Origin of the sequence: Streptomyces sp. NBC_01257 (assembly GCF_035917255.1) — a bacterium.
Lineage (GTDB): Bacteria > Actinomycetota > Actinomycetes > Streptomycetales > Streptomycetaceae > Streptomyces.
On record NZ_CP108472.1, the window covers coordinates 4,281,219 to 4,303,808 of the forward strand.

19 protein-coding genes are annotated in these 22,590 nt (G+C 71.6%); 5 read left to right on the plus strand and 14 right to left on the minus strand.

All coding sequences use genetic code 11. The annotated features are described in order from the left end of the window. Window positions 1-10: 10 nt before the first annotated feature. Entirely contained in the window at window positions 11-853 is an 843-nt protein-coding gene (locus OG408_RS18335; protein WP_326670842.1) for an SURF1 family protein, read from the plus strand. A gap of 105 nt (window positions 854-958) precedes the next feature. Here the strand turns inward: OG408_RS18335 and OG408_RS18340 are convergent, their stop codons facing one another. The 7 genes from OG408_RS18340 to OG408_RS18370 all read right to left on the minus strand — a co-directional run bounded on the left by OG408_RS18340 (window position 959) and on the right by OG408_RS18370 (window position 7,708). Further along, window positions 959-2,188 carry a hypothetical protein gene (locus OG408_RS18340; protein WP_326670843.1) on the minus strand — a complete coding sequence of 410 codons (1,230 nt, stop codon included), beginning with the start codon at window positions 2,186-2,188 and terminating at the stop codon, window positions 959-961. 116 nt (window positions 2,189-2,304) lie between these two features. Continuing rightward, window positions 2,305-2,880, minus strand: coding sequence for a SigE family RNA polymerase sigma factor (locus tag OG408_RS18345; protein ID WP_323178042.1), 576 nt, complete (start codon window positions 2,878-2,880; stop codon window positions 2,305-2,307). A 359-nt stretch (window positions 2,881-3,239) separates the two neighbouring features. Further along, the gene (locus OG408_RS18350; RefSeq protein WP_326670844.1) at window positions 3,240-4,304 is read right to left on the minus strand and encodes an aspartate-semialdehyde dehydrogenase; all 1,065 of its coding nucleotides are present in this window, start codon (window positions 4,302-4,304) and stop codon (window positions 3,240-3,242) included. Next, window positions 4,301-5,572: an aspartate kinase gene (locus tag OG408_RS18355; protein WP_266780165.1), complete on the minus strand. Its 1,272-nt coding sequence runs from the start codon at window positions 5,570-5,572 to the stop codon at window positions 4,301-4,303. The genes OG408_RS18350 and OG408_RS18355 overlap by 4 nt, the downstream gene beginning before the upstream one ends. A 318-nt stretch (window positions 5,573-5,890) precedes the next feature. Further along, window positions 5,891-6,550, minus strand: coding sequence for a DUF5063 domain-containing protein (locus tag OG408_RS18360; RefSeq protein WP_266780166.1), 660 nt, complete (start codon window positions 6,548-6,550; stop codon window positions 5,891-5,893). 101 nt (window positions 6,551-6,651) lie between these two features. Next, window positions 6,652-7,251, minus strand: coding sequence for a recombination mediator RecR (gene recR / locus OG408_RS18365; RefSeq protein ID WP_266780167.1), 600 nt, complete (start codon window positions 7,249-7,251; stop codon window positions 6,652-6,654). A gap of 121 nt (window positions 7,252-7,372) precedes the next feature. Further along, on the minus strand, window positions 7,373-7,708 hold the full coding sequence (locus OG408_RS18370) for a YbaB/EbfC family nucleoid-associated protein (protein WP_266786253.1): 336 nt from the start codon (window positions 7,706-7,708) through the stop codon (window positions 7,373-7,375). Window positions 7,709-8,101: 393 nt separating this feature from the next. Between OG408_RS18370 and OG408_RS18375 the strand changes: the two genes are divergently transcribed. After that, window positions 8,102-8,881, plus strand: a complete 780-nt coding sequence (locus OG408_RS18375; RefSeq protein WP_405407057.1) for an SLATT domain-containing protein — start codon at window positions 8,102-8,104, stop codon at window positions 8,879-8,881. Window positions 8,882-8,934: 53 nt separating this feature from the next. On the opposite strand, the gene OG408_RS18380 is transcribed toward OG408_RS18375, so the two are convergent. The 3 genes from OG408_RS18380 to OG408_RS18390 form a co-directional block, all read right to left on the minus strand. Further along, entirely contained in the window at window positions 8,935-9,585 is a 651-nt protein-coding gene (locus OG408_RS18380; RefSeq protein ID WP_266780169.1) for a hypothetical protein, read from the minus strand. Between the two features lie 128 nt (window positions 9,586-9,713). After that, entirely contained in the window at window positions 9,714-10,478 is a 765-nt protein-coding gene (locus OG408_RS18385) for a GntR family transcriptional regulator (protein WP_326670845.1), read from the minus strand. Between the two features lie 66 nt (window positions 10,479-10,544). Continuing rightward, window positions 10,545-11,906 carry an aspartate aminotransferase family protein gene (locus OG408_RS18390; RefSeq protein WP_326670846.1) on the minus strand — a complete coding sequence of 454 codons (1,362 nt, stop codon included), beginning with the start codon at window positions 11,904-11,906 and terminating at the stop codon, window positions 10,545-10,547. Between the two features lie 257 nt (window positions 11,907-12,163). Between OG408_RS18390 and OG408_RS18395 the strand changes: the two genes are divergently transcribed. Next, window positions 12,164-14,245, plus strand: a complete 2,082-nt coding sequence (locus tag OG408_RS18395; RefSeq protein ID WP_326670847.1) for a serine/threonine-protein kinase — start codon at window positions 12,164-12,166, stop codon at window positions 14,243-14,245. Between the two features lie 43 nt (window positions 14,246-14,288). On the opposite strand, the gene dnaN is transcribed toward OG408_RS18395, so the two are convergent. Continuing rightward, on the minus strand, window positions 14,289-15,413 hold the full coding sequence (dnaN, locus tag OG408_RS18400) for a DNA polymerase III subunit beta (protein ID WP_266780173.1): 1,125 nt from the start codon (window positions 15,411-15,413) through the stop codon (window positions 14,289-14,291). A 328-nt stretch (window positions 15,414-15,741) separates the two neighbouring features. Here dnaN and OG408_RS18405 point away from each other — a divergent pair, with 328 nt between their 5' ends. Beyond that, window positions 15,742-17,235: a helix-turn-helix domain-containing protein gene (locus tag OG408_RS18405; protein WP_326670848.1), complete on the plus strand. Its 1,494-nt coding sequence runs from the start codon at window positions 15,742-15,744 to the stop codon at window positions 17,233-17,235. 67 nt (window positions 17,236-17,302) lie between these two features. Here OG408_RS18405 and OG408_RS18410 read toward each other — a convergent pair whose 3' ends face one another. Both OG408_RS18410 and OG408_RS18415 read right to left on the minus strand, forming a co-directional pair. Further along, on the minus strand, window positions 17,303-18,196 hold the full coding sequence (locus OG408_RS18410) for a glycoside hydrolase family 19 protein (protein WP_266780175.1): 894 nt from the start codon (window positions 18,194-18,196) through the stop codon (window positions 17,303-17,305). A gap of 317 nt (window positions 18,197-18,513) precedes the next feature. After that, window positions 18,514-19,389 carry a glycoside hydrolase family 19 protein gene (locus tag OG408_RS18415; protein ID WP_266780176.1) on the minus strand — a complete coding sequence of 292 codons (876 nt, stop codon included), beginning with the start codon at window positions 19,387-19,389 and terminating at the stop codon, window positions 18,514-18,516. A gap of 243 nt (window positions 19,390-19,632) precedes the next feature. Between OG408_RS18415 and OG408_RS18420 the strand changes: the two genes are divergently transcribed. Then, window positions 19,633-21,168, plus strand: coding sequence for a substrate-binding domain-containing protein (locus OG408_RS18420; RefSeq protein ID WP_326670849.1), 1,536 nt, complete (start codon window positions 19,633-19,635; stop codon window positions 21,166-21,168). A 74-nt stretch (window positions 21,169-21,242) separates the two neighbouring features. On the opposite strand, the gene OG408_RS18425 is transcribed toward OG408_RS18420, so the two are convergent. Beyond that, window positions 21,243-22,526 (minus strand): adenylosuccinate synthase, encoded by a 1,284-nt coding sequence (locus tag OG408_RS18425; protein ID WP_266780178.1) that lies wholly within the window; start codon window positions 22,524-22,526, stop codon window positions 21,243-21,245. Between the last annotated feature and the right edge of the window lie 64 nt (window positions 22,527-22,590).

The window sequence follows — 22,590 nt, forward strand, 5'->3', positions numbered from 1 at the left end:
CCGTGGAGGGGTGTACCGGTTCCTGCTGACCCCGCGATGGTGGGGGATCAACCTCTTCGTCGTGCTGGCCATCCCGTTCTGCGTGTTCATGGGCACCTGGCAGCTCGGCCGCTTCGAGGACCGCGTGCAGACGCACGAGGCCGCCGAGAAGCAGCCCGCCCCCGGCAGCCTGGCCGCCGAACCGCTCGACGAGCTGCTGCCCGTCGACACGGTGACCTCCGGCCGTCCCGCCACCGCCAGCGGCCGGTACGCCGATCAGTTCCTGGTGCCCGGAAGGAAGCTGGACGACCGCAGCGGCTTCTACGTCCTGGACATGCTGCGCACCGACGGCGGCAAGGCCCTGCCGGTGGTACGCGGCTGGCTGCCCGGAAAGGCCGGACAGACCCCGGTGCCGGCCGCGCCGACCGGCCGGGTCACCGTGACCGGCGACCTCCAGGCCTCGGAGAGCGCGGGCACCGCCGGGGTCGACGCGAAGGGCGGCCTCCCCGACGGCCAGGTCGGGATGATCAGCGCCGCGTCCCTGGTCAACCTCGTCACGTACGACGTGTACGACGCCTGGGTGACCCTTCAGGAGACCGGTGCCCGCACTCCCGCGTCCGGTACCGCCGGCGCCGCGCTCACCGACGCCCCGGGCAAGGACGGCGGCGGTCTGCGCCCCGTACCGGCCGCGGCGCCGCAGGGCAGCGGGCTCGACCTGAAGGCGTTCCAGAACCTCGGCTACACGGGCGAGTGGTTCGTCTTCGCCGCGTTCGTGGTCTTCATGTGGTTCCGGCTGCTTCGGCGCGAGGCCGAGGCGGCCCGGGACCTGCGGCTCGGCCTGATCGCCGACGAGGAGACCCCGGCGAACCCCTGACCGCCGCGGGCCTCATCCCGACGGGCCCGCACCCGGCGCCCGCGTGGCCGCAGTCGCGTCCCCGCCCCCTGTAACGACGCCTGTGTACGACGCCTGCCCCCGCGCCTACGACGAGGGTTCGAGCACGCCCGTCCGGTAGATCGTGCCCGCGCAGGCGTTGGCGATCTTCGTCTCGGCGACCGGGGCACCCGGCTCCGGCGTGTGCTGCACGGAGACGCTGCCCTGTGCCGCGCCGTCGCCCTCATCGCTGCCGAGCTGCGGTTCCGTACCCGTTTCGCCGTCCCCGGTCCCGCTGCCCGTGGTGGACCCGGCCGCGACCCCGGTGCTGCCGGCCGCGCCGTCCGTGGGTGTCGGGGAGGGTGAGCCGCCGGTGGTCGGACAGGTGTCCTGGGGCACCCAGGCGAACTGCACCTCGTAGACCATGTCCGGCTTCAGCAGGACCGTCGCCTCCTCCTCACCCGGATCGGGCAGTCCGGACGCCGGGTCCCCCTGGGTGTGCCGGACGACCACGATCCTGGCCGGGTCGGCCGCGCCCGCCGCCTGGAAGCCCACCGTGCCGCTGCTGCTCACCGAGCAGTTCTTGCCGGACACGTTGGCGATGCGGAAGGTTCCGTACACCGTGCCGTCGGCACCGGCCGCTCCGGTGCTCGCCGATGCGACTCCGAGCTGCTCGGGTGCGCAGGCCGGCATGACGGTCTCGGCGCTGGCGGCCGGGTCCGCGGGCCCGGCGGACACATCGCCGTCCACGCCCTGCCCGCTGCTGTCCGACGGGGTGGCCGTACCGTCCGGGAGGCCGTGGTCGCCGCCCTGCTGTCCGTCGCCGCCACCGGTGCCGCCACCGTTGCCGGAGACCGCGCCCGGCTCGTCCCCGTTGCCGCCCTGCGCCTGCTCGCCGTGGCCGGCGATGGAGGGGCTGGCGGTGTTCGAACCGTCGGAGCCCGCGACATGGACGAAGGCGGGGACCGCGGTACCGATGAGCAGGGCGGCCGCGGCCACTCCTACGAGCGCCTGCCGCCGGCGCGCACGCCGGGCGGGCACCGCGCGGTGCAGCTGGTCGAGCGTGCCCTCACCGGGTTCCAGGTCCTGCACGGCACCGCGCATCATCCGGCGCAACGCGTCCTCGTCGAGTGACGCACCGCCCGGGAAGGCGCTGCCCGGGAAGTCGCCGCCGGGGGCGCCGCCCGAGGACTCGGCGGCCCGGCCGAAGAGCGCGGCCGTGCTGCCGAACGCCGGGGTGTCGGCGTTCCCGTCGCCGCTGGGCCCACCGGCGACGGGCTGCGCGCCCTCTCCGGCCGCGCGGTCCGTGTGCGGGGTGTTCTCCGGCCCGTGGTTCACAATTCCGTTTCCAGTCCGGTCAATCCGATGTCCGCGAGAGGGCCTGCGCCGGTATCCGCTCCCGCCCTCGCGCCCGCGTTCCTCTTCGTGGTCGTGGTCGTGGTCGTGGCGCCGGCTCATGCCTGCGCCTCCATCACCACGCGCAGCGCCGCGATGCCCCGGGACCCGTACGCCTTCACCGAGCCCAGGGAGATCCCCAGCGTCTCGGCGACCTGCGCCTCGGTCATGTCCGCGAAGTAGCGCAGCACCAGCACCTCCCGCTGGCGCCGTTGCAGCCCCCGCATCGCCTTGATCAGCGCGTCCCGCTCCAGCTGGTCGTACGCGCCCTCCTCCGCGCTCGCCATGTCCGGCATGGGCTTGGAGAGCAGCTTCAGCCCGAGGATGCGGCGTCGCAGTGCGGAGCGGGAGAGGTTGACGACGGTCTGGCGCAGGTACGCGAGTGTCTTCTCGGGCTCCCGTACCCGGTTGCGCGCCGAGTGCACGCGGATGAACGCCTCCTGCACGACGTCCTCACAGGACGCCGTGTCGTCCAGCAGCAGGGCCGCGAGGCCGAGCAGCGAACGGTAGTGGGCGCGATAGGTCTCGGTGAGATGGTCGACGGTGGTTCCGGCTGCCACGCTCTCCTCAGCGCCCTCGCGCTGCGACGGCAGCCCTGCCGGGCGAGCGGCGGGCATGGGCGCGATCACCGGCATACCGCCGGGCGCGCGGGGCCGTCTGAGCGGTCGCACCGAAGCGCCGCGCAAGGGGCCCACCACTGTGATATCGAGAACCTCTGCCACGCCAGTTGGACACGCTTCCCCCCGTCAGGGTTGTACGCATACGGCACCGCGTTTGACACCATGCGATATGCCTTCATACGTACCCGCTCTTCCCCAAATGCCCCGAATGTGCGCCTCGTCACGCAAGAAGTGACCGCTTAGACGCCTGCCACCCGACGGGTGGTTGCAACGGACCGAAAGGTCATCGTCGGACACCGCAACGTCCCAGCTCAAGAGGTTCAGACCAGCAACTTGCTCACAGGGCATTCACAGAGCGTACAAAACAGGTTCGATCAGGACCGGGGAAATTCGACAGCCACCGCTTCGGCGATCTGCGCCACGTTCAGCGCCGCGCCCTTGCGGAGGTTGTCGCCGCAGACGAAGAGTTCCAGCGCTCTGGGATCGTCCAGCGAGCGGCGGACCCGGCCGACCCAGGTCGGGTCGGTGCCCACCACATCGGACGGAGTGGGGTAGTCGCCGGCGCCCGGGCTGTCGTACAGCACCACACCGGGCGCGGTCGCCAGGATCTCGTGGGCCCGGTCGACGGCGACCTCGTTCTCGAAGCGGGCATGCACGGACATCGAGTGCGTGCCGATCACGGGGACGTACACGCAGGTCGCGGAGACCCGCAGACTCGGCAGATCGAGGATCTTGCGGCACTCGTCGCGGATCGCCAGCTCCTCGGACGACCAGCCGTCACCGGCGTCCGTACCGGCCCACGGCACCACGTTGAGGGCGACGGGTGCGGCGAACGGACCGCCGTCCAGGTCGCCCACGACACGGCGTACGTCGCCCGGCTGCGTACCGAGTTCGGTGCCGGCCACCATCGACAGCTGCTCGCGCAGCGCGGCGACGCCTTCGCGCCCGGCCCCGCTCACGGCCTGGTAGGACGAGACGACCAGCTCCCGCAGGCCGAATTCGGCGTGCAGGGCGCCGACCGCGACGACCATCGCCAGCGTGGTGCAGTTCGGGCTCGCGACGATGCCGCGCGGTCTGATCCGTACGGCATGGGGGTTGATCTCGGGGACGACCAGCGGGACGTCCCCCTCCAGCCGGAAGGCCGCGGAGTCGTCGATGACGACGGCGCCCTTGGAAGCGGCGAGCGGCGCCCAGCGTGCGGACACCTCGTCGGGCACCAGGAACAGCGCCACGTCGACGTCGTCGAAGACGTCCTCGGTGAGTTCGAGGACCTCGGTCTCCTCGCCGCGCACGACCAGCTTGCGGCCGGCCGAACGCGGCGAGGCGATGAGTCTCACCTCGCCCCAGACATCCGCGTGCTGCGAGAGGATCTGGAGCATGACGCCACCGATCGTCCCGGTCGCGCCGACGACCGCGAGCGAAGGGCGGCGTGCGGTCATCGGCCGGTGCCCCCGTACACGACTGCCTCGTCGGAGTCGCTGTCGAGGCCGAAGGCGGTGTGCACGGCGCGCACGGCCTCGTTGACGTCGTCGGCGCGGGTGACCACCGAGATGCGGATCTCGGAGGTCGAGATGAGCTCGATGTTCACACCGACGTCCGACAGCGCCTCGAAGAAGCCCGCGGTGACCCCCGGGTTGGTCTTCATACCCGCGCCGACCAGGGAGATCTTGGCGATCTGGTCGTCGTAGCGCAGCGATTCGAAGCCGATCGTGGACCGGTTGCGCTCCAGGGCGTCGATGGCCTTGCGGCCCTCCGCCTTGGGGAGCGTGAACGTGATGTCGGTGAGACCGGTGGACGCGGCGGAGACGTTCTGCACCACCATGTCCATGTTGATCTCGGCGTCCGCGATGGCACGGAAGATCGCGGCCGCCTCGCCCGGCTTGTCGGGCACGCCGACGACCGTGACCTTGGCCTCGGAGACGTCGTGGGCGACTCCGGAGATGATGGCGTGCTCCACCTGCTGGTCCCCTTGCGGCTCGTTGCTGACCCAGGTGCCCCGCAGTCCCGAGAAGGACGAGCGGACGTGGATCGGGATGTTGTAGCGGCGTGCGTACTCCACGCACCGGTGCAGCAGCACCTTGGAGCCGGACGCGGCCAGCTCCAGCATGTCCTCGAAGGAGATCCAGTCGATCTTCCGGGCCTTCTTCACGACCCGCGGGTCGGCGGTGAAGACACCGTCCACATCGGTGTAGATCTCACAGACCTCGGCGTCCAGCGCGGCCGCGAGCGCGACAGCGGTGGTGTCGGACCCGCCGCGGCCGAGGGTCGTGATGTTCTTGCCCTCCTGGCTGACCCCCTGGAACCCGGCGACGATGGCGATGTTGCCCTCGTCGATCGAGGTCCGGATGCGGCCTGGCGTGACATCGATGATGCGCGCTTTGTTGTGGACCGAGTCGGTGATGACACCGGCCTGGCTGCCCGTGAACGACTGGGCCTCGTGGCCCAGGTTTTTGATCGCCATCGCCAACAGGGCCATGGAGATCCGCTCCCCGGCGGTCAGCAGCATGTCGAACTCCCGCCCGGCCGGCATCGGAGATACCTGCTCGGCGAGATCGATCAACTCGTCCGTCGTGTCGCCCATCGCTGACACCACGACAACCACCTGGTTGCCGCTCTTCTTGGCGTCGACGACTCGCTTGGCGACACGCTTGATGCCTTCGGCATCGGCTACGGAGGAGCCTCCGTACTTCTGCACGACAAGGCCCACGTGCGCTCCTCGCTCAATCCATTTATCGCGGTCGGCTCAGTTTAACGAGCAGTCCGGAAACGCCCCGCTGATATCACATGCTGAGATGTCCCGCTCACCACGTGATCATCGGCGTGTCGCCCCGAACTGCTCGTAGGAGGCTGCTGCCCGCCGTTCGCCCGGTCACTCCCTTATGTGTCCCAGCCCACACGACGGGCGGCGAGCTCCGCGGTCCGGGCAGGTGCCGCGCACGGACAACGCCGTGCACCTGGGGTTCATGCGGCCGCCGACCTGCGCTGCGACGGCTACCGAGGGCCCGCAACCGGCCCCTCGGCACCCCTACTTGACCGGCCGCAGCCCCAGCGGGCCCGCGATCTCCTCGACCATCACGCGGCCCGCCTCCTCGGCCAGGTCGTCGTCTCCGGCGTCCTGGTCGGTGTCCAGGCCGTCGAGCTCCTGGAGGGGCTGGTTGAGCCGGATGTGGGCGATCAGGGACTGCAGGGCGCGCAGGGTGGCGGAGGCGGTGGAGCCCCAGTTGGAGAAGTAGGAGAACTGCCACCACCACAGGGCCTCCGTGGTGCGGTCCTCCTCGTAGTGGGCCAGCCCGTGGCGCAGGTCCGTGACCAGGTCGGCCAGGTCGTCGGAGATGCGGGCCGGGACCGGGGCCTTGCGCGGCTCGTACGGGTCGAAGACCTCGGAGTAGACGTCGATCGGCTCCAGCAGGGCGGCGAACCGCTCGCGCAGGCCGTCCGCGTCCGGCTCGGCGCCGAGGTCCGGCTCGTAGCGCTCGTCGGGGAGGATGTCCTCGTACGCGCCGAGCCGGCCGCCGGCCAGCAGCAGCTGGGAGACCTGGAGGAGCAGGACCGGAACGGCCTCCTCGGGCTCCTCGACCTGGGACACCTCGGTGACCGCGACGATGAACGTCTTGATCTGGTCGGCGATCTGGACCGCGAAGTCGTCCGGGTCCTGAGTGACTGTGTTCAGCGTGGCGTCAGACATCGAGGAGACCTCCCATGGGCACGGTCGCAGACGGTGGGACGAAGATAACGGCGCTGAACGTAAAGCCGTCGTGAGACCGCGGAAGAACGGCCGGAAGAGGATCAGACATCGAGCAGGCGCCTCCCCTCGAAGGCGCGGCCGAGGGTGACCTCGTCCGCGTACTCCAGGTCGCCGCCCACCGGCAGACCGCTGGCCAGCCGGGTGACGCGCAGCCCCATCGGCTTGACCATCCGCGCCAGGTACGTCGCGGTGGCCTCGCCCTCCAGGTTGGGGTCGGTCGCCAGGATCAGTTCGGTGATGGAGCCGTCGGCGAGCCGGGCCAGCAGCTCGCGGATGCGCAGATCGTCGGGACCGACGCCCTCGATGGGGCTGATCGCCCCGCCCAGGACGTGGTAACGGCCCCGGAACTCACGGGTCCGCTCGATCGCGACGACGTCCTTCGGCTCCTCGACCACGCAGATGACCGTCCGGTCCCGGCGCGGGTCGCGGCAGATCCCGCACTCCTCCTGCTGGGCCACGTTGCCGCAGACGGCGCAGAAACGGACCTTGTCCTTGACCTCCAGCAGGGCGTGGGCGAGGCGGCGCACGTCCGTCGGCTCGGCCTGCAGGATGTGGAAGGCGATCCGCTGCGCGCTCTTGGGACCGACGCCGGGCAGCCTGCCCAGTTCGTCGATGAGGTCCTGAACCACGCCTTCGTACAACGGAACGCCTTTCGGGCCGGGTCGGCCGAGTCGTGGTACGTACCGTAGGGGGTACGTACGGTCTTGGGTACGTCCGCGGTCGTACGGAACACGGCCGCGGCCGCGGGCGGTGCGCCCGCGGTCAGAAGGGGAGGCCGGGCATGCCGCCCAGGCCCTGGGCCAGCGGGCCCAGTTTCTGCTGCTGGAGCTGCTGGGCGTTCTCGTTCGCCGCCTGGACCGCCGCCACGACGAGGTCCGCGAGCGTCTCGGTGTCCTCGGGGTCCACCGCCTTCGGGTCGATGACCAGGCCGCGCAGCTCACCGGAGCCGGTGACCGTCGCCTTCACCAGGCCTCCGCCCGCCTGGCCCTCGACCTCGGTCCTGGCCAGCTCCTCCTGAGCCTCCGCGAGGTCCTGCTGCATCTTCTGAGCCTGCTGCAGCAACTGCTGCATATTGGGCTGACCACCACCGGGAATCACGGTCACTCCAGGCATTTCGACGACAAATGTTTCGGTAAGCCGAGCCTACGTGCTCCCCGGGCGGCGCGCCCCACCCACTGGCGAGCAACTCTTTCGAGTGAGTTCGGGTGGGCGATGGCTGGACTCCTATACCTGACCAGAGGCCCTGCGCACCCGGGAATACCGCGATTTCGACCCCATGGCCCACCATTCGGCGGTAGGAAGGGCATGCGTCCCGGCACACGCACGCACATCTCCCGTCACGCAAGGTTACGCAAGGGGGACTGCGGGTCGCACCGGGCCAGTGAGCAGTGAGTGCACGGAGAGCAGAGATCCGCCCATCGTCGAGTACGCGGTCGAGCACACGCGTCGCTATGCAGCATGCAGAGGAGTACCCCGGTGAGTCAGCCGGAGATGCAGCCCGAAGGGCCGCCCCGCAACGAATCCGGTGTGCCCGGCCCGGCCGCTCCTTCCGGTACGGGCTCCGGCGCTCGGAGCCATGAGGCGCGGAGCCGGGATCTGACCGGGACACCCTTCCCGCTCGGTGACTGGGGCGAACCCGCTCAGCGGCTCGACGAGCTCTACCGGTGGGTCGAGGCCGACGCGCTGCGCACCGCCGACTGGTATCTGGGCGACCGGGTGTGGAAGCGGCGCGGCGCCAGGGCGCTGCGGCTGGGGACCGCCTTCGGGGCCGTCGCGGGCGCCGCGCTGCCGCTGCTCGATCTGACCGGCGCGCTGCACGGCGCGGCGGGCTGGGGGTATCTGTCGCTGCTGCTGGGCGCCGCGTGCATGGCGTGCGACCGCTACTTCGGACTGACCTCGGGGTGGATAAGGAATCTCGCCACGGCGCAGGCCGTGCAGCGACGGCTCCAGGTGCTCCAGTTCGACTGGGCCTCGGAGTGCGTGCGCGAGGTGCTCGGCCCGGCCGAGGGGACGGCGAGCGAGGCGGCCGAGCGGTGCCTGGGGGTGCTGCGGCGCTTCTCGGAGGACGTCACGGAGCTGGTGCGGTCGGAGACCGCGGACTGGATGGTGGAGTTCCGGGCCGGTCCCGCGCCGATGGGGATGCAGGCGCTGGTCTCCGGGGGTTCGGGCGGCGGGCGTACGGAGCCGGGTGCGCAGCCGGGACGCTTCCCGCTGCAGTCGATGAGCCGGCCGAACATGCCGCGGCAGCGGCCGCCGGAGTCCCCGCGGTGACCGGTCACCGGTGAGCACCGCGGGGGCGGCGGGGCCGGGAGGCCGGTGGCCTCTCAGCTGAAGATGATCATCGAGCCCTGGGCGAGGCTGCGGGTGACCGCCGCGTGCAGGCCGAGCCAGACGTGGCGCTCCCGGGCGAACGGGTTGTCGTCGTAGGGGATCGGGCTCGCCGGTTCCTCCAGCGAGGTGGGCGCGGCGGGCGGCAGCGGGGCGGCCGGCGGATTGGCCGGATCGATGCCGATGGACGCGGCGACGAACTCCAGCTCCCGCAGCAGCCCGTGCGCCGAGCCGAGCGGGCCGCCGCCCTCCAGCAGGTCGTCGTTGGTCAGCGGCGCGGCGAAGTCCACGGGGACGTACGCGCCCGCGTGGTCGTAGTGCCACACCAGATGCGACTGCTGGGCGGTCGGCTCGAACATCTCCAGCAACTGCTCGTAGTCCCCGCCCAGTTCGTCGACGGGGGTGACGGCGAGGCCGCTGAGCTGGAGGAGATAGGCGCGGCGCAGGAAGTGCAGCGCGTCGTAGTCGAAGCCCGCGACCGGGGCCACGTCACCGGTCAGGCCGGGCATGTAGGCGTAGACGGGTACGGGCGGCAGCCCTGCCTCGCCCAGCGCTTTGTCGTAGACGGCTATCTCATCGGCGAACGGGTTGTCGGGGCTGTGGCACAGCACATCGACGAGGGGGACCAGCCACAGGTCACAGGCCACGAAGTCTCGCTCTCATGCGGGGATGCGTGCGGTGGTGCGATGGTCGGGACAGCGTAATGCGGTCGGGACGTCGCGCACAGTGCTCCCTCACGACGGACTTCGCCGGGCCGCCGCGGCCGCCCGCGCGCTCAGGCATCCGGACGCCCCGGGTCCGCGGAACCGTCCGGTCCGTCCGGCTCCGGGCCGGGCCCGGGCGGGGCCGGATCGCCGGCCGCCAGCCGGTCCGCCCAGCTCAGTGCGTGGTTGTTGTAGTCCTCGACGGCCGCGCGCAGGGCGTCGCGGTCGCGGTGCGAGATCGCGGCGACGAGGTCGGGGTGCCCGTTCCAGAGCCAGTCCCGTACGTCCGCGTCGCCCCGCAGGTACGGCACGGCGAACACCCAGGCCTGGACGCGCAGCCGGTGGAGGAAGTCGGTGATGTAGGTGTTGCCGACGAGGGTGCCGAGCTCGCGCCAGAAGCGCAGGTCGTAGCCGATCAGGATGTCCAGGTCGCCGCCGCGCGCCGCGCGGGAGGCCTCCTCGGCGCGGCGGCGTACGGAGACGAGCGCGTCGCGGTAGACGGTCTGCCGGGCTCCGCCGGGGGACGGCGAGGTGAAGACCTCCCGGATGACCCCGTCCATGACCAGGGTGCGGGCCTCCACCATCGCGCGGTAGTCGGCGACGCTGAACTCGTACACCCGGAACCCGCGGTGCTGGTCGGATTCGAGCAGGCCCTGTGCGGCGAGGTCGAAGAGCGCCTCGCGGACGGGCGTCGCGGAGACGCCGTACTGCTCGGCGATCTGCTTGACGGTGAACTCCCGGCCGGGCTGAAGACGCCCGGCGAGCACCTCGTCACGCAGCGCGTCCGCGATCTGCTGCCGCAGCGTACTGCGTGTGACAGCTCCGCTCGCGCGCATGGCGCCCCTCCCCTGTTTCGGCCTCGGGTCACCTTAGACGAGGGCGCGGGGAGGGGCGCGGCGGCGTTACGCGGTGTGTTCGTCGGCCATCGACAGCGCGGCGTCGAGCGCGGCCAGCCCCTCCTTGGCCTCGGCCTCGGTGACGTTGCAGGCGGGGACGGCGTGGGTGCGGTTCATGTTGATGAAGGGCCACAGGCCGTGCTTCTTCGCCGCGGCGCCGAAGGCCGCCATCGGCGCGTTGGCCTCGCCCGTCGCGTTGTACGGGACCAGCGGCTCGCGGGTCTCCTTGTCGCGGACCAGCTCCAGCGCCCAGAACGCGCCGAGGCCGCGGACCTCGCCGACCGACGGGTGGTTCGCGGCGAGCTCGCGCAGACCGGGGCCGAGGACGCTCTCGCCGATGTGGGCGGCGTTCTCGATGACCTTCTCGTCCTCCATCACATGGATGGTGGCGACGGCGGCGGCGCAGGCCAGCGGGTGGCCGGAGTAGGTGAGGCCGCCCGGGTAGGGGCGGGTGTCGAAGGTGGCGGCGATCTCGGCGGAGATGGCGACGCCGCCGAGCGGCACGTATCCGGAGTTCACGCCCTTGGCGAAGGTCAGCAGGTCGGGCGTGACGTCGAAGTGGTCGGCGGCGAACCACTTGCCGGTGCGGCCGAAGCCGGCCATGACCTCGTCGAGGACGAAGACGATGCCGTACCGGTCGCAGATCTCGCGGACACCGGCGAGGTAGCCGGGCGGCGGCGTCATGATGCCGGCCGTGCCCGGGATGGTCTCCAGGATGATCGCGGCGATGGTCGACGGGCCCTCGTAGGCGAGGGTGTCCTCCAGGTGCTGGAGCGCGCGGGCGCACTCCTCGGCCTCGGTCTGCGCGTAGAACGGCGAGCGGTAGAGGAACGGGGCCCAGAACCGGACGACGCCGGCGGAGCCGTTGTCCGACGCCCAGCGGCGCGGGTCACCGGTCAGGTTGATCGCGGTGGAGGTGGCGCCGTGGTACGAGCGGTAGGCGGAGAGCACCTTCGTACGGCCGGTGTGCAGCCGGGCCATCCGGACGGCGTTCTCGACGGCCTCCGCGCCGCCGTTGGTGAAGAAGATCTTGTCCAGGTCGCCGGGGGTGCGCTCGGCGATGAGGCGTGCGGCCTCGGAGCGCGACTCGATCGCGAAGGCGGGCGCGAAGGTCGTCATCTTCCCCGCCTGCTCCTGGATCGCGGCGACGACGGTGGGGTGCTGGTAACCGATGTTGGTGTAGACGAGGCCGCTGGTGAAGTCGAGGTAGCGGTTGCCGTCGTAGTCCCAGAAGTACGACCCCTCGGCGCCGGCGACGGCGAGCGGGTCGATCAGGCCCTGAGCGGACCAGGAGTGGAACACGTGCGCGCGGTCGGCGGCCTTCACGGCCGCCCCGGCGGCGGAGTCGGGCGTGGGATGAGGGGTCATGCGACGAGCGTAGGCGGCGGCGGACGGCGCCCGGTATGGCCACCTTGTATGGCGTGGAGCGCCTGGTTCGGCAGGATGTCGGGTCTGCGCGGGCCCCCGCTCCGTGACGGAAGGACCGGCGGCCCGGGCCCACGCCGGGTGCGGCGGCGCGGTGCCCGCCGGACCGCGCCCCCGCGCACCGGCACCCGCCGGTGCGAACCGCGCCGCTATTCTCGACCCCGTCCGGCGTGTCGCCGTACGGGGGAGGACTGCACACCATGGAGAAGCTCGGGTCCGCCGATCCGCAACGCATCGGCGCCTACCGGCTGCTGGGCCGGCTCGGGGCGGGCGGCATGGGCCAGGTCTATCTGGCCCGCTCGGACCGCGGCCGCGTGGTCGCGATCAAGCTGGTCCGCGAGGAGCTCGCCGAGCGGCAGGAGTTCCGCGACCGGTTCCGGCAGGAGGTGCTGGCCGCCCGCCGGGTCGGCTCGACCTGGACCGCGCCCGTGCTGGACGCCGACACCGAGGCCGCCGTTCCCTGGGTCGCCACGGGGTATGTCGCGGGCCCCTCCCTCCAGGCCACCGTCTCGGGGCGCGCGAGCACCTCGGCCGGCCCGGCCCCGGGGGCGTACGGACCACTGCCCCACCGCTCCGTGCACATCCTGGGCACCGGCCTCGCCCACGCGCTGCGCGCCATCCACGCCGCCGGGCTCATCCACCGCGACCTCAAGCCGTCCAACATCCTGCTGACGATCGACGGCCCGCGCGTCATCGACTTCGGGATAGCCCGGGCACTCGACACCGTCACCGACGGCGGCCTCACCCGCACCGGCGCCCTGGTCGGCTCCCCCGGCTTCATGTCGCCCGAGCAGGTGCGCGGCGAGCGCGTCACCACCGCGTGCGACGTGTTCTGCCTGGGCTCGGTGCTGGCGTACGCGGCGACCGGCCGGCTGCCGTTCGGCGTGGCGGCCAGCGGGGTGCACGCGCTGATGTTCCGGATCGCGCAGGAGGACCCGGACCTGACCGGGGTGCCGGCCGATCTCGTGGAGCTGATCCGGCACTGCCTGCACAAGGACCCCGGGGCCCGTCCTTCGACGGACGAGATCCTGGCGCGGCTGGACGGGGGCGACACCGTGGAGCCCTGGCTGCCGGGCGCCCTCATCGCCCAGCTCGGCCGCCACGCGGTGGGCCTGCTGGACTCGGAGGACCCGATGGACGCGGTCCCGCCCGCACCCGCACCGGCGGACACCGCCCCGGCCGAAGCCGCACCCGCACCCGCACCCGCTGACACCGTTCCGAACGATGGCGTCCCGACCGACGCCGTTCCGAACGACACCGTTCCGAACGACACCGTTCCGCACGGCGCCGTCCCGCACGACGCCGTTCCGGACAACGCCGCCCCCGGCGGTACGGCACCCGTCCACGCGGCAGCCGCGAACCCCCCGCAGCTCCCCGCAGGACCGCCCCCCGTCGCGCCCGCGCCCCCCGTACCCTCCGCCCCCTCCGCCCCTCCGGCCACCGTCGTCGAGACACCCGCCCCGGCCGCGCCGCCCGCGCCCTCTCCGGCCGAGCCGTCCCTCCCCGGAGCGTCCTTCCCCGCGTACGGCTATCCGCAGCAGCCCGCCCAGCCGTACCCGGTCCAGGGCTACGGCGTACCGCAGCAGCCGGCCCCCAACCAGGGCTACGCGTACGGGTACCCGCAGCAGCCGGGCTTCGGCTCCACGCCCCCGTACGGCCCGGCCCACCCGGCCGGCGGGCAGCCGACCGCGCCCGCGCGCCGGAGCACCGGTTCGACCATCGCCCTCGTCGTGATCGCCGTGCTCGTCGCCATCGGGGCCGGCGGGTCCGTCTACGCCCTGATGAACGACCGCGACGCGACCACCACGGCCGACCCCACCCGCTCGGCCGGCCCCTCCCCGGCGGACGACTCCTCCAACTCCCCGTCCCCCGACGGTCCCCCGGACCCCTCGCCAAGCGACGACGCGCAGAACGGCGACGACGACGGCATCCCGGAGGGGTACCTCGGCACCTGGTCCGGCAGCATCGACAACGCCGCCGGCCACTCCACCCGCGAACTCGTCATCCGGCAGGGCCAGGTGGGCGACGCCGTCCTCACCCTCACCGCGGAGGGCCCCATGGACACCGGCGGCACCTACCGCTGCGTCTTCCAGGCGGATCTGGCATCCGTGCCGTCCGAAGGCGAACCGGTCAGCGTCGGGCCGTCCACGGTGACGCTGGGCGAACCGATGACGTCCTGCACCCCGGGCAGTGCCACCACGCTCACCCTGCTCCCCGACGGCACCCTGAGCCGTCTCAACACGGACTCCGGCGAGAAGCTCACGTACACGAAGACCGGCTGACCCGGCTCAGGCCGCACCAGCCCGGCACCGGCGAACCCCGCCCCTACATCAGCGGCTTGACGGACATGAGCAGGTGCTGGTGGGTCCCCCCGGCCGGGCCCGTCGCGTCCTCCCGCGTCGCATGCCCGGTGACCATGGCGCGCTGCCCCGGACCCATCAGGTGGAACCGGATGACCGGGGCGTCGAACGAGGACAGCGCGTCCATCAGGTACGACGGATTGAAGGCGACCGTCAGCTCCTGGGTGCCCACCAGCTCGGCGGGCAGCCGCTGGGACGCCACGTCGTCCTCGTAACCCGCCTGGAGAAGCACCGAACCGTCACGGAAGGCGAATTGGAGCGGACTGTCGCCGTCCGCCACCACCGAGACCCGCTTCACCGCCTCGACCAGGGGCTCGCGCTCGGTCACCGCCGTGACCGGGTCCGCCATCGCGAACAGCTTGTCGTGGCGCGGCAGTCGGCCGTCCAGGAGCCGGACCGTCGTGCGCGTCCCGGCCAGCTCGAAGCCGGCCGACCCGCCGTCCAGGGCGAGGCTGACCAGGCCCGCATGGCCGAAGGAGCGGGCGATCTCGGAGAGTCTGCGGGCCGAGACCAGGACATCGGCCGTGACGTCCGCCGCCGCGGGCTTCCACCCCAGCGTGCGGACCGCGAAGCGGTACCGGTCGGTGGCCGCCAGGGTCATCCGGTCGCCGTCGAGCCCCAGCCGGATGCCGGTCAGCGCCGGCAGGGTGTCGTCCCGGCCCGCCGCCACCGTCACGTCCGCGACGGCCGCCGCGAACTCCCCTGCGTCCACCGCCCCGAGGACCTCCGGCAGCGGCGGCAGCGCCGGATAGTCGTCGAGCGGCAGCACCGAAAGACCGAATCCCGCACCGCTGCCCGTCACCGTGAACCGGGAGCCCTCCACGGCGCATTCCACCGCCCCCTCGGGCAGCACCCGGCACACGTCCAGCAGCCTGCGGCCCATGACCAGCACCTTGCCGGGCCGTACGGTCTCGGCGTCCACCTCGATGCGGGCGGACGCCTCGTAGTCGAGGCCGGAGATGCCGAGCCGGCCGTCCGCGGCCTCCAGCAGCAGACCGCCCAGCACGGGAACGGGAGAGCGGGTGGGAAGCACCCGGGCCGCCCAGGCCACCGCGTCGGCCAGCCGGCCGCGCTCGATCCGGAACTCCATGGTGGTGACCTCTCCTCGCACGCCGGCCGTTTCAGGCTTCCGACGTTAAGGGGCACCACTGACAACGCGACGAAGAGGCGGTTGCGGCCGACGACAGCGGCCACCCCCGTGAGCCGCTGCCGTCGTCCCCCGTACCTCTCCCCCGAAAGGCCCGCAACCGCGTTCGGACTCTAGGTTGCGGGGTAGTCGACGCGAAAGATTCAGTTCGCACGGTGTGGCCGGAGCGGGGTATCAGTTCGCACAGCCAAACCGGTACTCTGCACTCCGGTTTTCGGCGGGAGCGGGGGGAACAGTGCACGCGCGGAGACGGGCGGACGACGTCATTCGGATGCATGGACTGGCCCGGTCCGGCGGCTCGCAGGAGCTGCTGCGCTGGGTGTCGGGCCGCGCGGACGGCTGGGCGGGACTGCTCGACGGCGACGGCACCGTCCTGCACGGTGTCGCCCGGGTCCCCGATGCCGCGAGCGCCGGATCGGCCGTCCTCGCTGCCGACTGCGCACGGGAGCTGTCCGCGCTCGGCGCCCGTTCCTCCTCCTTCGACAAGGGGCCGCACACCGCGCTGCTGTTCGCCCTGGACGGGCCGCCGGACGTCACTCCGCCCGTCCTCGCCGTCGTCGGCCGGCGCCCGCTGCCGGACGGGCTCTCCACCCTGCTCGCCGACGCCGCCCTGCCGCTCGCCATGTGCTGGGCCGCCGAGACCGTCGAGCGCAAGCGCCGCCGCGTCGACCTGGCGGAGTCCCGCGGCCGGGAGGCGGTGCTGCACCTGCTGATGACCGGCCAGCTGTCGATCGCGCACCAGGTCGCGGGCGCCCTGAAGCCCAGCCTGCCGAACCCGGTCCGGGTCTGTGTCGTCGAGTGCGCCGGACGCGACCGGGACGAGGTGGCCCGGGTCTGCGCGGAGCTCTCCGGCGGCCGGTCCTGGATCGTGCGGTGCCCGGTGTACGCACACCATCTGATCCTCATCGCGCCCGCGGGCCCCGAACCGGCGGACGCGCGGCTCGGCCCGCACGTCGCCTCGGTGGTGGACGACTGCGTCGTCGGCATCAGCGAGGACGTGGCGCTGCCCGACACCGCGACCGCGTACCGCCAGGCGTTCCACGCGCTCGCCGTCGCCCGCGGGCTGCCGGAGCGGGTCGCCCGCTTCGGCGCCGCGCCCGGACTCGCTCTGGTGACCGGCGCCGAGGGAGCCCTGTGGGCGGACGCGCTCCTCGCCCCGCTGCTCGCCCATCTGCCGCGGCGCAGCCAGGACCCGGGCAGTCAGGAGCTGGCGGCCACGCTCGCGTCCTGGCTCGCGTTCTCCTCGCACGCGACCGAGCACCTGAAGATCCACCGCAACACGCTCTCCGCGCGGCTGCGGCTGATCGGTGAACTGCTGGGCCTGGACCTGCACAAGGTGGCCGACCAGGCCGCCCTCGATCTCGCCCTGTGCATCCGCGCCACGCCCGCCCTGCCGCGGCCGGCGGGTCCGGGCGGGGGCCCGTCCGGACCGCCCGGGCACTCACTGGACGACATCCTGCTCCTGCCCGCGGTCCATTCCTGGGCGGTGCAGCAGTTGCGGCCGCTCGGCGGAGCGGAGGCGGCCGGCGGGACGGAGAAGGCCGGCGGCACCGCGGATCCGTGCACCACGCTGCGTACCTGGCTGGAGTGCGAGGCCCAGCTCGGCCCGGCCGCGGACGCGCTGGCCATCTCCGTGCCCGGTATGCGCAAGCGGCTGACCCGGCTGGAGACCGCCCTCCAGCGCTCGCTCCTGCGGACCCCCAGCGCCCGCTACGACCTGTGGCTGGCGTTCCGGGCGCTGGACCTCGCGGCGGACGGCGGCTGAACCGCAACGGGGGGTGCGCCGGGCCGTCGGCCCCGACGCACCCCCCGTTCCACGGGAGTTCAGCCGGTCAGCAGCTGAGGTTGGAGCCGGCCGTGGTGCCGAGGATCTGCACGAAGGCCTGGTACTTGTCGATGCGGCTCTGGACCTGGGCGGGGTTGCCGCCGTTGCACTCCAGCGAGCCGTTGATGGAGCGGATCGTCTCGCCGAACCCGGCGCCGTTCACCATGGCGTTGTGGGGGGTCATGGTGCCCGGGCCGTTCTGGGTGTTCCAGTACCAGAGGCCGGTCTTCCAGGCCACGGACGCGTCCTGCTCGACCAGGTAGGGGTTGCCCAGCAGGTCGATGCCGAGCGCGTCACCGGCGGCCTTGTAGTTGAAGTTCCAGCTGAGCTGGATCGGCCCGCGGCCGTAGTACGCGGCCGTGCCGGCGGGGCAGCCGTAGGACTGGCTGGTGTCGCAGTAGTGCGGGTAGTTGGCCGTGTTCTGCTCGACCACGTACACCAGACCGCCGGTCTCGTGGCTGACGTTGGCGAGGAAGGCCGCGGCCTCCTGCTTCTTCACCGCGTCGCTGCCGGTGTTGGCGAAGCCCGGGTAGGCGCTCAGGGCGGCGGTCAGACCGCTGTAGGTGTAGAAGGAGTTCCGGCCCGGGAACATCTGGTTGAACTGCGCCTCGCTGACGACGAAGCCGTCGGAGGACCCCGGGTCGCCCGGGTCCGTGCCGCCGCCTCCGCAGCTGCCCTGGTCGGCCCAGACGTCGGAGCTGCCGGGGGTCTCGTTCTGGGTCCACCACTTGGCGGTCCAGTTGTGCCCGTTGTACGAGGCCGCGCCACCGCCGGTGTAGACGGAGGAGGAGTTCCAGGCAGCCGCGCACTCGGCCGCCGAGGCGGTGGTGGCGGGAAGAATGACGACCGTCGCGAGGACCGCGCCCAGCGCGGCGATCAGGCCCATGATGCGTTTGATCATGTGATCACTCCTTCGGCGCGGCGCACCGAGCTCATCGGTGCGCCGCCATGGGGGGTGCCGACACTCAAGCGGTGATGGTCTGGACCTGTCAAGGTCTAGACCATGGTGAGGAAACCTTCCGGACGCCGCCCTCCCGCGCCCCCGCGAATGGGCTCCCCGCCCCGAAAGAACCCCTCAACAGCGGTGATTCCGGAGGCAGTCAGTCCGGATCATGGGCCGGAACCCCGGCGCGCCCGAAGGTAAAAACCTTCGGGCGCGTCCAGCATGCGGGACACCGGACTGTCCGGCCGTTCAGTGCCGGGCACGCCCGCGAGCGGTCAGCAGGTGAGTCCGGAACCGGGGTCGGTGCCGATGACGCCGGTGATCCGCTCGTACTTGGCGACCCGCGCCTGCACGGACGCGGGGTTGCCGCCGTCGCACTCCAGCGCCCCGTTGAGCGAACGGATGGTCTCACCGAAGCCCGCACCGCCGACCATGGCGTCGTGCGAGGTCATGGTGCCCGGGCCGTTCTGGGTGTTCCAGTACCAGAGCGCGGTCTGCCAGGCGACCGACGGATCGCGCTCCACCAGCCACGGGTCGTTCAGCAGGTCGAGCCCGAGGGCGTCACCGGCGGCCTTGTAGTTGAAGTTCCAGCTGAACATGATCGGGCCGCGTCCGTAGTACGCGGTCTGGCCGGCCGGGCACCCGAACGGCTGGCTGTAGTCGCACTTGCGCCAGTAGTTGGCCTCGTTGATCTCCTTCACGTACTGCAGGCCGACCGACTCGAAGTCGGCGTGCGTCAGGAACGCCGCGGCCTCCCGGCTCCTGGTCGCCTCGGTCCCGGTGTTCGCGAAGCGCGGGTAGGCGTGCAGGGCGTCGATCAGACCCTGGTACGTGTAGAAGGCGTCGCGGTCCGGGAAGATCTCGTCGAACTCCGCCTCGCTGATGACGAAGTCGGAGACCCCTCCCGTACAGGCGCCGCGGTCGGACCAGACGGTGGTGGCGCCCGGATTCTCGTTCTGCGTCCACCACTTGGCCGTCCAGTTGCGGCCGTGGTGCGAGACGGTGCCGCCTGCCGTGTAGGCGGTCGAGGAGCTCCAGAGGGGCGCGCACGCGGCCGGGCCGGCGGGGGCCGCGTGCGCGGGAACGGGGAGGAGGACCGCCGTCGCGACGACGGCACCCAGTGCGGTCAGAAGGCTCTTGATGCGGTTCAAGCGCTGTTCACTCCTTCGACAGGGCGCCCGAACGGGCTCCGCATGCCGCCGGGCATCCCGACACCCAACCCCGATTGGTCTGGACCTGTCAAGGTCCAGACCAACTGCCCCGCTCTCCGAACGGCGACGAACGGCGGACGAACACCTGGCGACGGGACCCGGTACTCACCGCCACCCGCACCCCGCGCCCCATACGGTGACCCGCACTCGTACAGACGTCCGGCAGCCGAGGGGGAACGGGCCGTGGAGTGGTTCAGCGCCGAGAACATCGTGGCCGTGCTCACCGCGGTGCTGGGCGTCCTCGCCTCCGTGGGCGTGCTCTGGTACGAGCGCCGGGTCCCGCGCCGCAAACGCATCGGCTACCGCGTCCAGATGGACACCCCCATCGGCAGCGACGTCAGCCAGGCGCGGGCCAACGTACGGCTCGGCCTGTTCGACGAGACCCCGGACATGGCCGACGCCACCCTCGTCCTGCTCCGCATCGAGAACGACGGCTCGCAGTCCGTCGACCGCGGCGACTACACCGGACCGGACGGACAACTCCACGGACTGGTCGTCGAGTTCACCGAACGCCGGGTACGCGGCATCGCCGTCACCCACTCCCCGGGCGCCGACCACCTCATGGAGCACTTCACCCCGTCCGAGGGGCTCCGCGGCAGCGGCTCCCTCATCCGGCTGCCGCGCGTCCCGCTCAACCGGGGCGAGCACTTCAAACTCCTGGTCCTGCTGACCGGTTCGCACGTGGGCAGCCCCATCCGCATCACCGGCGGCATCCGGGACGGCGAGGTGCGGCCGAACACCGCGGCCCGCCCGGACGAGAAGCCGCCGCTGTTCGGCCGGGCCGCGCGCTTCATCACCGTCGCCCTGACCGTCTGCGTCATCACGCTGTCCTCGATCATCCTGGTACGGGACGACACCCCGCCCCCGATCGGCTGCGCCCGCGGCGAGCTGACCGTGACCGGCTCCACGGCGTTCGAACCGGTCCTGCGGGAGCTGGCGGAGAAGTACGGCAGGGCGTGCGAGGGCGCCACCGTCACCGTGGACGCGCACGGCAGCACCGCCGGCATACGGGAACTGGCCGAACGGGGCGCCGCGGCCGGGAAATCCGGATCGCCCGCCCTGCTGGCCCTCTCCGACGGTCCGAAGCCGAGCGGCTTCCCGCAGCTGCGCGAGAACCGCGTCGCCGTCTCGCTGTTCCGCCTCGTCGTCAACGACAAGGTGCCACTGAAGAACCTGACCACCGCCACCGTGCGCGCCGTCTACCGCGGCGAGATCCGCAACTGGCGGCAGCTCGGCGGCCCGGACCTCCCCGTCCTCCTGGTCAGCCGGGACGCCAACTCCGGTACCCGCGAGGTCTTCCAGCGCCGCGTGCTGGGCCGCAACGAACCCGCCCAGTCCTCCCGCGACTGCACCACGAAGGACGACCCCGAGGCCCCGGTCATCCGCTGCGAACTCGACTCCACGGACCAGGTCCTGGCCGAGACCGGCCGGCTCGACGGCGCGATCGGCTACAGCGAACTGCGCTCCGGCACCAAGCCGCCCGGCGCGCACCAGATCGCGATCGACGGGGCCATCCCGTCCGCCGACACGATCGCCACCAGCAGCTATCCGTACCGGGAGATCGAGTACGCGTACACGTACGGCAGCCCGCCCGCCGACTCACTGGTCTCCAGCTTCCTCGCCTACCTCAGCCGGGGCAGCGGCCAGGACGTCATCCGCACCCACGGCCACCTGCCGTGCGCGACGCCTCAGGGGCTGCGGATCTGCGGGGAGGAATGAAAGGGGCGGCCGGCGCGCACTCCGCGCACCGGCCGCCCCTCACGGTGTTCCCTGCAGGAACGAGACGGTGTTCCCTACAGGAACGAGTTGATCTCGATGGTCTCGGTCCGGCCGGGGCCGACACCGATCGCGGAGATCGGGGCGCCGGACATCTCCTCCAGCGCCTTCACGTAACCCTGCGCGTTCTTCGGCAGGTCACCGAAGGTCTTCGCCTTGGTGATGTCCTCCGACCAGCCCGGCAGCATCTCGTAGACCGGCTTCGCGTGGTGGAAGTCGGTCTGGTTGTACGGGAGCTCCTCGACGCGCTTGCCGTCGATCTCGTACGCCACGCACACCGGGATCTGCTCCCAGCCGGTCAGCACGTCCAGCTTGGTGAGGAAGAAGTCGGTGAGGCCGTTGACCCGGGTCGCGTACCGCGCGATCGGGGCGTCGAACCAGCCGCAGCGGCGGTCACGGCCGGTGGTGACACCGCGCTCGCCACCGATCCGGCGCAGCGCCTCGCCGTCCTCGTCGAGCAGCTCCGTCGGGAACGGACCGGCACCGACACGCGTCGTATAGGCCTTGAGGATGCCGATGACCCGGCTGATCTTCGTCGGTCCCACACCGGAACCGGTGCAGGCGCCGCCCGCGGTCGGGTTCGACGAGGTGACGAAGGGGTACGTGCCGTGGTCGACGTCGAGCAGCGTGCCCTGGCCGCCCTCGAAGAGGACGACCTTGCCCTCGTCGATGGCGTTGTTCAGGATCAGCGTGGTGTCGGCGACGAAGGGCTTGATCTGCTCCGCGTACTGGAGCATGTCCTCGACGACCTTGCCCGCCTCGATGGCGCGCCGGTTGAAGACCTTGGCCAGAAGCTGGTTCTTCTGCTCCAGGGCCGCCTCGACCTTCTGCTCCAGGATCGACTCGTCGTAGAGGTCCTGGACGCGGATGCCGACCCGGTTGATCTTGTCGGCGTACGTCGGGCCGATACCGCGGCCGGTCGTACCGATCTTGCGCTTGCCGAGGAACCGTTCCGTCACCTTGTCGACGGTGACGTTGTACGGGGTGATCAAATGAGCGTTACCGCTGATCAGCAGCTTGGACGTGTCCACGCCGCGGTCGTTCAGCCCACTCAGCTCGGAGAGCAGGACCGCAGGGTCGACGACGACACCGTTACCGATGACCGGGGTACACCCCGGTGAAAGGATTCCGGAGGGGAGGAGATGAAGTGCGTACTTCTGGTCACCGACGACCACCGTGTGGCCGGCATTGTTGCCGCCTTGGTAGCGCACCACATAGTCCACGGATCCACCGAGGAGGTCGGTGGCCTTTCCCTTGCCCTCGTCACCCCACTGAGCACCGAGCAGCACAAGTGCGGGCACAGGCGTACACCCCTTCCGGGCGGGGCATGTCCAAGGTCAGGGGGCGTACGTAAACGTCGTACAT